Annotated in this window: 14 protein-coding genes; 4 read left to right on the top strand and 10 right to left on the bottom strand. The window is 64.8% G+C overall.

Features of this window, described 5'->3' with window-relative positions; genetic code table 11:
- Window positions 1-52: 52 nt before the first annotated feature.
- A complete protein-coding gene (locus QCE83_RS30145; protein ID WP_309819790.1) occupies window positions 53-442 on the bottom strand; it encodes an MAPEG family protein in 390 nt (129 codons plus the stop codon).
- 103 nt (window positions 443-545) lie between these two features.
- Between QCE83_RS30145 and QCE83_RS30140 the strand changes: the two genes are divergently transcribed.
- Entirely contained in the window at window positions 546-941 is a 396-nt protein-coding gene (locus QCE83_RS30140; RefSeq protein ID WP_309821178.1) for a DNA-binding protein, read from the top strand.
- Here QCE83_RS30140 and QCE83_RS30135 read toward each other — a convergent pair.
- The 3 genes from QCE83_RS30135 to QCE83_RS30125 form a co-directional block, all read right to left on the bottom strand.
- On the bottom strand, window positions 925-1,779 hold the full coding sequence (locus QCE83_RS30135; protein WP_309819788.1) for a metallophosphoesterase family protein: 855 nt from the start codon (window positions 1,777-1,779) through the stop codon (window positions 925-927). The genes QCE83_RS30140 and QCE83_RS30135 overlap by 17 nt on opposite strands.
- Window positions 1,776-2,771 (bottom strand): diacylglycerol kinase family protein, encoded by a 996-nt coding sequence (locus QCE83_RS30130; protein ID WP_309819787.1) that lies wholly within the window; start codon window positions 2,769-2,771, stop codon window positions 1,776-1,778. Before QCE83_RS30130 ends, QCE83_RS30135 begins: the two co-directional genes overlap by 4 nt.
- 131 nt (window positions 2,772-2,902) lie before the next feature.
- Window positions 2,903-3,343 (bottom strand): CBS domain-containing protein, encoded by a 441-nt coding sequence (locus QCE83_RS30125; protein WP_309819786.1) that lies wholly within the window; start codon window positions 3,341-3,343, stop codon window positions 2,903-2,905.
- Window positions 3,344-3,698: 355 nt separating this feature from the next.
- On the opposite strand from QCE83_RS30125, the gene QCE83_RS30120 reads away from it, so the two are divergent.
- Complete coding sequence (locus tag QCE83_RS30120) at window positions 3,699-4,658, top strand: chemotaxis protein (RefSeq protein ID WP_309819785.1); 960 nt, start codon at window positions 3,699-3,701, stop codon at window positions 4,656-4,658.
- 131 nt (window positions 4,659-4,789) lie between these two features.
- On the opposite strand, the gene QCE83_RS30115 is transcribed toward QCE83_RS30120, so the two are convergent.
- The 3 genes from QCE83_RS30115 to QCE83_RS30105 all read right to left on the bottom strand — a co-directional run bounded on the left by QCE83_RS30115 (window position 4,790) and on the right by QCE83_RS30105 (window position 6,325).
- Window positions 4,790-5,068 (bottom strand): hypothetical protein, encoded by a 279-nt coding sequence (locus tag QCE83_RS30115; RefSeq protein WP_309819784.1) that lies wholly within the window; start codon window positions 5,066-5,068, stop codon window positions 4,790-4,792.
- A 320-nt stretch (window positions 5,069-5,388) separates the two neighbouring features.
- Entirely contained in the window at window positions 5,389-5,823 is a 435-nt protein-coding gene (locus QCE83_RS30110; protein WP_309819783.1) for a response regulator, read from the bottom strand.
- 67 nt (window positions 5,824-5,890) lie between these two features.
- Window positions 5,891-6,325, bottom strand: coding sequence for a hypothetical protein (locus QCE83_RS30105; RefSeq protein WP_309819782.1), 435 nt, complete (start codon window positions 6,323-6,325; stop codon window positions 5,891-5,893).
- A gap of 208 nt (window positions 6,326-6,533) precedes the next feature.
- Between QCE83_RS30105 and QCE83_RS30100 the strand changes: the two genes are divergently transcribed.
- Complete coding sequence (locus QCE83_RS30100; RefSeq protein ID WP_309819781.1) at window positions 6,534-7,556, top strand: transporter; 1,023 nt, start codon at window positions 6,534-6,536, stop codon at window positions 7,554-7,556.
- A gap of 27 nt (window positions 7,557-7,583) precedes the next feature.
- On the opposite strand, the gene QCE83_RS30095 is transcribed toward QCE83_RS30100, so the two are convergent.
- The gene (locus QCE83_RS30095) at window positions 7,584-8,051 is read right to left on the bottom strand and encodes a nuclear transport factor 2 family protein (RefSeq protein WP_309819779.1); all 468 of its coding nucleotides are present in this window, start codon (window positions 8,049-8,051) and stop codon (window positions 7,584-7,586) included.
- 121 nt (window positions 8,052-8,172) lie between these two features.
- On the opposite strand from QCE83_RS30095, the gene QCE83_RS30090 reads away from it, so the two are divergent.
- A complete protein-coding gene (locus QCE83_RS30090) occupies window positions 8,173-8,754 on the top strand; it encodes a TetR/AcrR family transcriptional regulator (RefSeq protein WP_309819777.1) in 582 nt (193 codons plus the stop codon).
- 7 nt (window positions 8,755-8,761) lie between these two features.
- Here QCE83_RS30090 and QCE83_RS30085 read toward each other — a convergent pair whose 3' ends face one another.
- Both QCE83_RS30085 and QCE83_RS30080 read right to left on the bottom strand, forming a co-directional pair.
- On the bottom strand, window positions 8,762-10,084 hold the full coding sequence (locus QCE83_RS30085; protein WP_309819775.1) for a TolC family protein: 1,323 nt from the start codon (window positions 10,082-10,084) through the stop codon (window positions 8,762-8,764).
- Window positions 10,077-12,185 (bottom strand): peptidase domain-containing ABC transporter, encoded by a 2,109-nt coding sequence (locus tag QCE83_RS30080; RefSeq protein ID WP_309819774.1) that lies wholly within the window; start codon window positions 12,183-12,185, stop codon window positions 10,077-10,079. Before QCE83_RS30080 ends, QCE83_RS30085 begins: the two co-directional genes overlap by 8 nt.
- Between the last annotated feature and the right edge of the window lie 2 nt (window positions 12,186-12,187).

The following is a 12,187-nucleotide window of genomic DNA, read 5'->3' as shown; positions in this document are numbered from 1 at the left end:
GCACTCCATGGCTTGAATACGCGGGCTGCTGGACGCGGTGGCCAGACGGCAGCTAGACGATCGGCACGAGAATCTGCACGATCCCCACGATGGACACCAGCCACACGAGCGAGCGCACGAACGGCACGCCCGCCACATATAGCGGCACGTACACCAGGCGCGCGACGAAATAGGCCAGCGCGCCGTAATGCGTCAGGACGTTCTCGCGCCCGGTCACGTGCACGATCAGCACCGCGATGGCGAAGATCGGCAGGGTTTCGAAGAGGTTCGTCTGGGCCCGCAGCAGGCGCCCGGAGAGCCTGCCGGGCGGCTTTGTGGGAGCGTCGCGTGGGCCGGCGTTGTAGCGCAGCCCTACTTCGCGGCTGCGTACGAGTGCAGGGAGCAAGACTTGCACCAGCGCGAGCACGAGTGTCCATGCCAGCATCGTCAGTTCGAAACTCACGGCGCCTCCATCGATGAATGCCCGGAACGGTCGCGCCATCATGCCATCGCGATCCGCGAGCGTGTTACCTTGGATGCGGTCCGGCTCACCTCTTTCCGTCGTCATGCACGCATTGACCCTTCGCCTCTCCCCCGGCTGCGACCTGCGCGCCGCGCTCGGTGACGCCTTTCAGTCGCGCGGGCTTTCAGCGGCGTTCGTGTTGCAGGGCATCGGCAGCCTGAGCGTCGCGAAGATCCGTTATGCGGGCCGCGACGACATCGCCGGGTTGCAGGGCGATCTGGAAATCCTGACGCTGGCCGGTTCGCTTTCCGCGCAAGGTCCGCACCTGCACATGAGCATCTCCGATGCCGACGGCCGGGTCACTGGCGGGCACGTCGCGCCGGGCTGCATCGTGCGGACGACGGTTGAGCTCGTCGTCGCGCATCTGCCCGGCGAGCGCTACACCCGCGAAGCCGATGCCATCACCGGCTTCGCGGAACTGGTCATCCGGGCTGGGTGATCACGGCCGGCGGCAGCACGCCGTCGAGCGCCAGATCGTGCCGCGCGATCATCTCGAACGCGCCGTGCGTCTCCGAATAGTCCCAGCGTTCCACGATGGTCCGGCGCTCACCGCTTGCGGCGGCGTCATGACGGATCAGGTTCACCGAATTGTCGATGGTGCCGCGCGTGCGGCTCGACAGCGCCGTGCCCGCCTGCACCGCCCACATGCGCCGCGGCAGGCCGGCGAAGGTATCGTGCAGCGGCAGGACATAGGGCAGATGGATATGGCCGCCGAGAATCAGGTCCGCGCCCGCGCGCGCCCAGCGCGTCACCGCGCGCTCGCGTCCGTGCAGCAGGTTCTTCTCGTCCTGCGCGCGCGTCACGGCCACTGGCTGATGCGTGACCACCACGCGCAACTGCGCCGGCTGTTGGACCTGCGCCGCTTCCAGCCGTGCCGAGACGCGCCGGATCTGCGCCATCGATACTTCGCCGTTCTTGTGCCGCCAGGGACGCGTCGTGTTGACGCCAAGCACCAGCAGCGCCGCCGATTCGAAGCTCGGTTCGAGGTTTGCGCCGAACGCGCGCTGATGATTGGCGTAGGGAGTGCAGAGCCGCGCGAGCGGATTGAACAGCGGAATGTCGTGATTGCCCGGTACGACGAGCGTGGGCGTGGCGCCGAGCCTATCGACGAACGTACGCGCGGCCGCGAACTGGCTGCGGCGCGCGCGCTGCGTGATGTCGCCCGACAGGACCACGAGATCGGGCGGCACAGTCTTGATCAGATGCAGCAGCGCCGCGACCACCGCAGGCCGTTCGGTGCCGAAATGAGGATCGGAAATCTGCAACAGCAAGGTCATGAACGATTCGCTTCCGCCACCTCGGGCTCGGGTTTGAGCAGGAGCAGCGACCGGTCGGACACCCGGAATTCGAGCGGCAGTTGCAGCCGCGTGATCTCGCCATCGGTGGCGATCTTGACGAGCTTGCGCTTCTTCGACGGATGCGTCACCACGATCCGTTCGAAAGTCAGGCTCGTCACGTGATCCGAATCGGCAAGCCGCCCCGCTGCGCCATGCAGCGACAGCCACAGATGCATCAGCCGTCCGACCGGCCGCGGCGCAAGCGCTACGAGCAAACCCTGTTCCAGTGCGCGCGCGGCGTCGGGCATGCCGATCTGCTCCATTTGCAGCCGGTTGTTGCCAACGAAGAGCGTCGATGAGCGCAGCTCGGTCGTGCGGCCTTCGTGCTCGAGATGCAGGCGCAGATGGCGGTGCGGCTTGAGCATCGTATACAGCGCCGACCACAGCGCCACCAGCCGGCTGCGGCCGAATTGCTGCTTGTAGGTTTCGCGGTCTTCGAGCAGGCGCGGATAGAGACCGAGGCTCGCGTTGACGAGGAACATCCGCCCGTTGGCGAAGCCGGTCTGCGTGGGATACGCGCGCGCGCCGAGCAGCAGCTTCGTGGAGGATTCGAGGTCGGCGGGAATGCCGTGATCGCGGCTGAAGTAGTTGAAGGTGCCGCGCGGCAGCACCGCAAACGGGCAGCCGGCGTCCAGCGCCGCGCGCGCGACGGTGCAGAGCGTGCCGTCGCCGCCCGCGCCGACGAGCACGCCGTCCTGCGCGCGCGCCACGCTCGCCGTTTCACGCGCGATGGCTTGCAGCCGGCGCGGATCGTCGACGACGCGCAGTTCGAAGCGGCGCCCCGCCGCGCCGAGTTCGCGTTCGAGCACGGCGCGTGTTTCGTCGACGAGCTTGCGGCCGGAACCCGCGTTCATCACGATGAAGAACGGCGCGTCAGCGGCGATTGTGTGAACCGTTTCGACAGATTCAGGGGATGCGGCAGTGGGAGTCATCGTCAGCGCGCCTCGCGGTTTCGTTGCGATCCCCGTGCACGATGGACACGGCAAGCCGCCGCGCGCTCAGTGCAAGAGCGCGCGGCGGCTTGCCGATTATAACGAATGGCTTACAGTCCGGAGGCGGCAGCTTACGTGTGTTCGCCGCGAATGTAGTACTCGAGTTGCTGGATGGTGTACTGCTGCTCGGCCATGATGTTCTTCACCAGGTCGCCGATCGAAATCATGCCGACCAGCTTGCCGCCGTCGATCACCGGAAGATGGCGCATGCGCTTTTCGGTCATGAGCGCCATGCAGTCGTCGGTGGTCTGGTCGGGGCGCACGTAGCGCACCTGCGACGTCATGATGTCGCGCACGGGCGTCTGCTTCGACGCGCGGTCCATCAGGACGACTTTGCGCGCATAGTCGCGCTCGGTCATGATGCCGACGATCTCGTCGCCCTCGGTGACGATCACCGCGCCGATATGCCGGTCGGCCATCATCTTGATGGCATCGAAGACCGATGCCGTGGCGGCCACCGTAAAGACCGTCTGGTCGGGTTTCGAACTCAGTACCTGTGCGACTGTTGCCATCGAGCGCCTCCGACTGGCTTCGCGCGGTCTGCCGGCGCATCGTGCCGGCGTGGTGCGCATTGTTGTACGCGGAAAACGATGTTGTGCCCGGGCGACGGGTCCGTCCTGCGCCTCTGCTCGTGCCTTTCAAGAGCCTAAAGCCTCGCACGCGACGCCCTCATCGGCATTAACCCGACCATTCGGAAAAAAGTATAGATCAACGATGTGACGCGCCGCCTGCATCGTGCAACGGCCGCGCGCCGTCTTCCTTCAGTTTCCGCGACGCCTGCCGCTATTCAGACACCCGGCGGAAATCATCGCCGGATGCGGCATACAGAACGGCAACGCGGCGCGACGCGCCGCTCAGGGAGAACAGGTGAGCACTTCACAACAGGATATCGAGCAGCGCGTGCGGCTCGCAGGCAGCAACATGTTCGAATTGCTCCTTTTCAGGCTCGGCGAGGCGCCGGGCTCGGAGCAGCGCGAACTGTACGGCATCAACGTCTTCAAGGTCCGCGAGATTCTCGCGATGCCGTCGATCACGGCCGTCGCCGGATCGAGCGAAGAGATACTCGGCGTCGCCGATATCCGCGGCCAGATCATTCCGGTCATCGATCTCGCACGCATCACCGGTTGCCGTCCGAAGAACGGTCCGAAAATCCTGCTGGTCACCGAATTCGCGCGCACGACGCAAGGCTTCGCCGTCGAAGAAGTCGACGATATCGTGCGGCTCGAATGGAATCAGGTGCTGTCGGCGGAATCGCACTCGGGCGGCACCGCCGTGACGAGTTTCGCGCGGCTGGACGGCAACGTCGACGGCTCGCGGCTCGCGCAGGTGCTCGATGTCGAGCGCATCGTGCGCGACGTGCTGCCGGGACAGACCTCCGACATCACCGAGGCCAGCACCGGCCGCCTGCAACTGAGGCCGGGCGCACGCGTGCTCGCCGCCGACGATTCCGGCGTGGCGCGCGCGCTGATCGAGCAAAGCCTGACCGCGATGGGCGTGCCCTTCGTCATGACGAAAACCGGCCAGGAAGCGTGGAACGTGCTGGAAGCCGCGCTGAAGAAAGCGCAGAAGGAAGGCACCGAAGTCGCCGATCAGATCGCCTTGGTACTCACCGATCTCGAAATGCCGGAGATGGACGGCTTCACGCTCACGCGCCGCATCAAGGCCGAGAGCGGCCTGATGCACATTCCGGTGGTGATCCATTCGTCGCTGTCCGGTTCGGCGAACGAACAGCATGTGCGCAAGGTCGGCGCGAATGCCTACGTGTCGAAATTCGAGGCGTCGGAGCTGGCCAGCGTGATGCGTGGCGCCCTCGCCCGGGCCGCGTGACGCCGGCCTGAAAAGCGTTCTCCAAAACGTTCGGCGCCCGGTAGTGCAGACCTTGTGAGTCTGCACCGCCGGGCGCCGAAATTCATTCAGACAGTCAAGCCTGGCCGATACGTCAGGCTTGACCGGTTCGATCAGTGACCGAAGAAAACCGATTGCGCGTTGTTGTTGCTCGATTGGGCGCGATTGCCCGATTGAGCCAGCGATTCGCGCGAGCCGCCAAAAGCGGTCGCGTTCACGCCGTTGGCGTTTTCTTGAGCAGCGATGGCTTGTGCGCTCGGGCCTTGTTGCGAGGCGGGCGCGCCGACAGCCGGACGGTAGAACGGAGCCGGACCGTAGCCGCTTGCAAAAGCGGGGGCGGCGACAGCGGCGGAAACAGCGATAAGCAGGGTAGCGAGAAGATTGCGTTTCATGGTGTGAGCTCCAAAGACGGTTGACGTTCAATCAGAAAGCGCCGCAGCGGTCTTGCGAGAAACTGTCTGCTACGTCGATGGAATGCAGTGTATACCCCTACTATCGCTTTTTTATCCCCATTGGTTTCAATACAGTTTTCGTCGAATGCCAACAATCGCTGGCCGCACAATCGTGCTGAAACCGCACGGTGGCTTGCTGGGTAAGGGATTGAAGCAGAAAAAGATGTCCTGGCACCACGCGCTTCATTCGGCGGGGACGGAACAATATTTAGCGCACGAGCGTGCGCTAAATATGGCGGCGGGCGTGTTTTTCGACGTTATCAGTGAACGACGAGCCGCTCGATCAGATGAACCAGCGCGCCGGGCGGGTTGCCCTTCTGGCAATAGCCGTCGAAGCCTGCGGGCAGCCCTTGCGGCCGCACGCTTTCCTCGCCGAGCGCCGTGAACGCGATGATCACCGCGTCGCGCGTATGGGCGATGCGGCGCAGCACCCGCGCGGTCGCGTAGCCATCGTGCTCGGGCATCGTGATGTCGAGAATGACGACGTGCGGCACCCAGTCATCGACGGCGTGCAGCGCGTCCACGCCCGAGAGCGCGAAGCGCGTGTCGAAACCGTCCGAGATCAGCGCAGCGCAAAGCGCTTCGGCGCTGAACGCGTTGTCGTCGACGACCAGGATGCGCCACTGGTCGCGATCCACGTCGACATTACGGCGCGACCACAGCGCGCAATGAGGGGAAGGCAGGGAAACGGACATGAGCCAGTCGACGGATTCGTATGCCCGCAGTGCAGCACGAATCGAGCCCGGCCCAGACTGGAAGTATTCAGGCGGTGTCGTCGTTGGTGGACGGTGCGGCCTTGTCGTCCTTCTTGCCCTTGCGTTTCTTGCCGGACGCTGCCGCTTCGGTGTCGCGCAGGCGGGCATTGGCCTCGACCAGCGATGCGGCGTCGCGCTGGCGCAACACGAGATCCAGTTCGCCCAGCGCGCCCAGCAAAGCCGCTTGCTCGGCGTCGTCCATCGTGGCGCCGCTCTGTGTCACGCGGCGCGCCTCTTTATCCAGACGCTTAAGGAGTTTCGCGCCGAAGCGCGTATCGATGGCGCTCTCGCGCGCCAGCGTCGCGATGACCGACGCCAGCCGGATCAGTCCTCCGGCGGTGGTCTGAGTCGCGCCGTCCAGATCGTCATGGTCTTCCAAAACCTTCTCCCCAAGTTGGCGCGCGGCGCCCGGTGCGCGGCCGGCCCGATGCGGACGCCGCATGAGCGCCCGTCTCCGGTGCGCCGATGATACGCCGCCAATATGACAGTCATTATTTGCATGCGCCGATGCACTCGCCATGATCGTTTCGCGGCCGTCACGCGTTACGATCACGATTCGGGGCGCGACCGATGGCACACTACCGCGTCGCGTCCGCCGCGGCGCCTGCCGCAGACACGCAGATCGCCCCAGAACCGCAACCGAATCCCGCATGAATCCCGCTACCCTGCAAAGACCGCCTTACGGCTCCGATTTCTCCGGCCTCGTCTGCGGCTTCCGATTCCACGTCGATCAGCCGGGCGAACCCATCGATGCAGAGGCCGCAAGCGAATGGCTCGCCCGCGACGACACGACCAAGGAGTTCGTCTGGCTGCATTTCGATCTGGCGAACAGTGCGTGCGAACGCTGGATGCGCGGCCGGCTCGACTTGCCGGACGCGTTCTTCGACACGCTGCACGAAGGCTCGCACTCGACGCGCCTCGAGCATCACGAAGGCGCGCTGTTCGCGCTCATCAACGACGTGATGTTCAACTTCGAACTGACGCCTTCCGAGATCGCCACATTGTGGGTTTATACGCATCAGAAGCTGATCGTGACCGCGCGCCTCAAGCCGTTGCGATCGGTCGACTCGTTGCGCGAATCGGTCAGGCGCGGCGAGGTGTTCCGCTCGCCGGCCGAATTGCTGGCGCACCTGCTGCGCGATCAGGCCGACTTGCTGGTGCAGATAGTGCGGCGTACCAGCATCGAGGTGGATGGACTTGAAGACCGCTTTCTGTCGATGCGCGGCACCGAGATGCGCACCGACCTGGGCGGCCTGCGCCGCGTGCTGGTCCGGCTGCAACGCCTGCTCGCGCCGGAACCCGGCTCGGTGTTCCGGTTGCTCGCCCGGCCGCCGCGCTGGCTGCATGCCCAGGACATTCAGGACCTGCGCGACGCCACGGAAGAATTCTCGCTCGTGCTCAACGATCTCGCGGGTCTGGTCGAGCGCATCAAGCTGCTGCAGGAAGAAGTGGGCACGCGCATGGACGAACAGAGCAACCGCACCCTGTTCACGCTGACGCTCGTGACGGTGCTGGCGTTGCCGATCAATATCGTCGCGGGCTTCTTCGGCATGAATGTCGGCGGCATTCCGCTCGCCGAGAATCACCACGGCTTCTGGCTGCTCGTGGTGATCGTCGCGAGTTTCACCGCGCTGGCGGGATGGTGGGCGTTCCGGCGGCGCCGCAACGGCTGAGCGCCGCCGCGCGCCTTTCGCCGTGCGTCAGAAGCCCAGGTCGCTCAGGCCCGGATGCTCGTCGGGACGGCGGCCCAGCGGCCAGTGATACTTCCGGTCCGCTTCCTTGATAGGCAGGTCGTTGATCGACGCATGACGATGCGTCATCAGCCCCTGCTCGTTGAATTCCCAGTTCTCGTTGCCGTAGCTGCGATACCAGTTGTTGGCATCGTCGTGCCATTCATACGCGAAGCGCACCGCAATGCGGTTGCCCGTGAATGCCCACAGTTCCTTGATCAGGCGATAGTCCAGTTCGCGCGCCCATTTGCGGCGCAGGAACGCCACTACTTCCTCACGTCCGTTCGCGAATTCGGCGCGATTGCGCCATCGTGTATCCGTGCTGTAGGCGAGCGACACACGCTCCGGTTCACGCGTGTTCCATGCATCTTCCGCGAGACGCACCTTCAAACGGGCCGATTCTTCATCGAACGGCGGGAACGGCGGCTTGCTTTCCATGACGATTCCTCCTGTGAACGGAATGACGGCAGATGTCCGGAACGATCGTTCCTTGGTAGACAAGTCTGTCTACTCCGACGCACTCTAGCGCAGGTAGACGAACCTGTCTACAATCGCCTGCATGAATACGGCAGCCACCCTGATCGAGTTTCCGGAACTCACGCCCGATGCGCGCATTCTCCAGACCGCGCATGACCTGTTCTATCGCGACGGCATTCGCGCCACGGGCATCGACCGCGTGATCGCCGAATCGGGCGTCGCGAAGAAGACGTTCTATCGCTACTTTCCGAGCAAGGACGATCTGATTGTCGCGTTCCTCGAGTTCCGGCACGACAACTGGATGAACTGGTTCAACGACGCGCTGCAACGGCACGGCGGCACGCTGTCGGCGCTGGTGCCGGCGCTGGCCGAATGGTTCGGCGCCGAAAGCTATCGCGGCTGCGCGTTCATCAACTCGGTGGTGGAAATCGGCGGCACGCTGCCGCAAGCGGTGGAGATCGCGCGGCGGCACAAGCGCGACATGACATCCGCCATTCGCGCACTCATGCCGGCCGCGCGCACCGCCAAAGCCGACGCGCAGGCGCTCGCCCTCGCCGTGGACGGCGCCATTGTCGCCGCGCAGTTCGCCGATTCGCCCGCGGATGCGTTGAAGGCGCTCGCGCGTCTGGTGCGCGCGGTGAAACGCGGCGCCAGCGCGGAGTAAAGCAGTCTTAGCGCGAAGACACTTCAGGCGAGCCGCCCAGCAGCGCGTTCATCGAATCGATGTCTTCCATGCTGAGCGTCGCCACGTCCGCCTTGAGCCGCAGGAACGCAACCAGCGCTTCATAACGCGAACGCAAAAGATCCCGCTTCGCGGTATAGAGCGTGTCGATGGCGCGCAGGACATCCGTGCTCGCACGGCTGCCCACCTTGAAGCCGACCGTCGTCGCCTGCAGCGACTCGTCTGCCGTCGCGACCAGATGCGTCAGCGATTCACTGCGAATGCGTTCACGCACATAGCGCGCGTGATCGTCGCGCGCGGCGGCTTCGGCCTGCACCGACGCCGCGTTGAAGGTCTGCTCCGCCTTGTCCTGCTGCGCGAGCGACTGCTTCACCCGCGCCTGGATCTCGCCGCCCGAGAACAGCGGAACCTGCACCTGCAACATGCCGACGGTGGTCGTGGTCGGACGCGAATAGCCGCCCGCCGCGCCCGCCGGCGTATAGCTGCCCGTCACGCTGACCACCGGATAGCCGGCCGCACGCGCCTTCGCGGAATCGAATTGTGCGATCTTCCAGCCCAGTTCCTTCGACTGCACTTCATACGCGCTCGTCTTCGCCTGCTCGGCCCAAGCCTCCTGCCCCTCCGTGAGACCCGGCGGAGTCATGCCGGCGGGCAACGGCGTCAGCGCCACGAACGGCTGTCCCGTCGCCTGCTGCACCGCGCGACGCTTGACGCCCAGTTCCTCTTGCGCGTCCATTGCCTGCAATTGCGCCTGTTCACGCGCGGCGTCGATTTCGCGTTCGTCGATCAGCGTAGCCTCGCCCGCCGCACGCTTGCGGCGCACCTGATCGCGCTGCGCCTCGATGGCTTTAAGGTACTCGCCCGAGCGCTTCACTTCGTCTTCCGCGGCGAGTTCGTCGAAGTAGGCGCGCACGGCGCGAAGGATGGACTTCTGCTGCGCCGCGGCCAGATCCACGGCCCCTTGCGCAACGATGTAATCCGCCTGCCGATACGCCGTCCACTTGCTCCAGTCGAACAGCGGCTGCGTGATGTTGACCATCCAGCCGCTCTGCCAGTAGGTCTGCCGCGGATAAGAGTCGATGTCGATACGGTTGTACGCGCGGCCCCAGCCTCCGGTGATCTGCGGCAACAAGCCCGCGCGTGCGATCGGCACCGACAGCTTCGCGGCCTCGTAGGCAGCGCGGGCCTGGCCCAGCTCCGCGTCGTAATCGAGCGCTTGCTGCACGACGGTGGAAAGATCGTCGGCCTGCGCCAGACGGGTGGTTCCGAGCAGCACGACCAGCGCCGCTGCGCCCAGGTTGCGCTTACGCATAGGCAGCCTCCTGCTCGGCGCCGGCGTCTTCGCGCACCAGCGCGCCGTCTTCGAAGCGATAGCGGATGTCGAACCACGATGCGAGCGACATGTCATGCGTGATCACCACCACCGTGCGATCCAGATTGCGCAGCAGCGTGGCGATATGCTGCACGGATACCGGATCGAGGTTCGAGGTGGGTTCGTCGAGCAACAGCACCTCGCGCTGCTGATACAGCGCCCGCGCCAGCAAGAGGCGCTGACGCTGCCCCGCCGAGATGTTCGCGATGGTGTCGCTGATGACCGTGCGCGTACGCATCGGCAGCCGCATGACGTCCGGCAGCAGACCGACGTCGTCGAGTATCGCGTGGACGCGGTCCTCGTCCGTCTGGCCGGCGAACAGCGTGATGTTGTCGGCGATGGAGCCATGCAGGATGATGTCGCCCTGCCGCATGTGCGCCTGATGCCGGCGGATTTCATCGACGGCGAGATTCGGCCACGCGATGCCGTTCAACACGATCTGCCCGTCCTGCAACGGCTCGGCCGCCGACAACAGCTTGAACAGCGTGGACTTGCCGCTGCCCGACGGTCCGGTGATGACGATCTTGTCGCCCTTGCTGATCCGGAAACTCGCATCGCGCAACACCGGCTGATCCGAAATGCCGTACTTGAAGGTCACGTTGCGCACGTCGATGCAGTCGAACTGACGCACTTCCGTCGCGCGCTGCGTATCGGGCAGCGGCGTATAGCGCTCGTTCTCGCATTCGACGATGTCGTCGACGCGCGCCGTCGGCACGCTCAGCATGAAGTACTGGAACATCGCGCCGATGGCGCTCGCGAGTCGCTCCGACATCAGCGACTTGTAGATCAGGAACGAATAGAACACGCCCACCGAGATCTTGCCGCCCAGCATGAGCCGCGCCGCCATCCAGGTGATGACGAGCGTGTCCGCATAGTTGACCAGCTTGAGAAAGCCGTCGCGCCGGCAGGCCAGGCGGCTGCTCTGCAACATGGCCGAGGCATACGCCTTGAACAGGGTCATGTGGATGGCCGTGCGGCGCGTCTCGCCCTGCGCCAGCTTGAGCAGCGACGCGGCGCGGATGGTCTCGATCAGCGAATCGTCGCAACGCGCGGAGGTTTCGAGCACGAGCGCGTGGGTATCGCGCATCGCCGGGAACATGCTCAGCGCGATGAGCACATACAGCGCGAACACCGCCAGCGCGATGAACGTGAGCTGCGCGCTCTGGATCAGCATCAGCACGAGCGCCAGCACGCCGACCGCCAGATCGATATGCAGCGTAATGGCCGAACGCGTGGCGTACGCGCTGACTTCATCCTGCGCCTTCACGCGGGCGAAGACGTCGCCGACGTGGCGCTTCTCGAACCACGACATCGGATTGCGCAGCAGATGACGCACGACGCCTTCCGTCGAGTTGATCTGCGTGAGGGTGTAGAGCAGTTCGGTCAGGTACTTCTGCACGTACTCGCTCAGCGCGCCCAGCAGGAAGATGCTGGCGAAGCTCATGATGAGCACGTTCAGCAGGTTGCGATTGTCCGCCGCAACGACATAGTCCAGCGTGAGATTGCCGAAATACGGCATCGAGAGAATGGCGAACTGGCTGCCGAGCGCGACGAACAGCACCTTGGCCGTCTGCCGCTTCAATTGTGGACTGAAGGCGCGCACGCGCTTCAGCGCCGCCGGCACGCGCGACTTCGCGCGGATGCGCGGCATCTCGGGCGTGGGCGAGAACTCGAGCAGGAAGCCGGAGATGGCGGAACGGAACGTATCCATCGACACGCGCCGGCGGCCGGTGGCCGGATCGAGGATGCTGATATAGCCTCGGCTCACCTTCTCGAACACGACGAAATGCGCGCCGCCAAAATGCAGGATCGAGCCTTTCTTGACTTCGGAAAGATGCGACGGGTCGAAGCGATACGCCTGCACCGCCAGGCCGTAGTCGACGGCGACGTCGTACAGGTCCATCAAGCTCAGGCCGTTGGCGGAGATGGGCTTGTAGGCGGACAGCTCGCGCACTTCCGTCGCGCGGCCGAGATGCGACAGCACCATCGCCAGGCACGCGTAGCCGCATTCGGCCACTTCATTCTGATAGATCACTCGCACGT

The sequence above is a fragment of the Caballeronia sp. LZ034LL genome (genome assembly GCF_031451215.1).
Lineage (GTDB): Bacteria > Pseudomonadota > Gammaproteobacteria > Burkholderiales > Burkholderiaceae > Caballeronia.
This window is presented reverse-complemented; position numbering and strand designations above follow the sequence as displayed.

Bases quoted from the DNA above. Each gene is read 5' to 3' on its own strand.
- QCE83_RS30140 (WP_309821178.1), top strand. From the start codon at position 546: ATGCACGCATTGACCCTTCGCCTCTCCCCCGGCTGCGACCTGCGCGCC.
- QCE83_RS30135 (WP_309819788.1), bottom strand. From the start codon at position 1,779: ATGACCTTGCTGTTGCAGATTTCCGATCCTCATTTCGGCACCGAACGG.
- QCE83_RS30130 (WP_309819787.1), bottom strand. From the start codon at position 2,771: ATGACTCCCACTGCCGCATCCCCTGAATCTGTCGAAACGGTTCACACA.
- QCE83_RS30125 (WP_309819786.1), bottom strand. From the start codon at position 3,343: ATGGCAACAGTCGCACAGGTACTGAGTTCGAAACCCGACCAGACGGTC.
- QCE83_RS30115 (WP_309819784.1), bottom strand. From the start codon at position 5,068: ATGAAACGCAATCTTCTCGCTACCCTGCTTATCGCTGTTTCCGCCGCT.
- QCE83_RS30110 (WP_309819783.1), bottom strand. From the start codon at position 5,823: ATGTCCGTTTCCCTGCCTTCCCCTCATTGCGCGCTGTGGTCGCGCCGT.
- QCE83_RS30105 (WP_309819782.1), bottom strand. From the start codon at position 6,325: ATGCGGCGTCCGCATCGGGCCGGCCGCGCACCGGGCGCCGCGCGCCAA.
- QCE83_RS30100 (WP_309819781.1), top strand. From the start codon at position 6,534: ATGAATCCCGCTACCCTGCAAAGACCGCCTTACGGCTCCGATTTCTCC.
- QCE83_RS30095 (WP_309819779.1), bottom strand. From the start codon at position 8,051: ATGGAAAGCAAGCCGCCGTTCCCGCCGTTCGATGAAGAATCGGCCCGT.
- QCE83_RS30090 (WP_309819777.1), top strand. From the start codon at position 8,173: ATGAATACGGCAGCCACCCTGATCGAGTTTCCGGAACTCACGCCCGAT.
- QCE83_RS30085 (WP_309819775.1), bottom strand. From the start codon at position 10,084: ATGCGTAAGCGCAACCTGGGCGCAGCGGCGCTGGTCGTGCTGCTCGGA.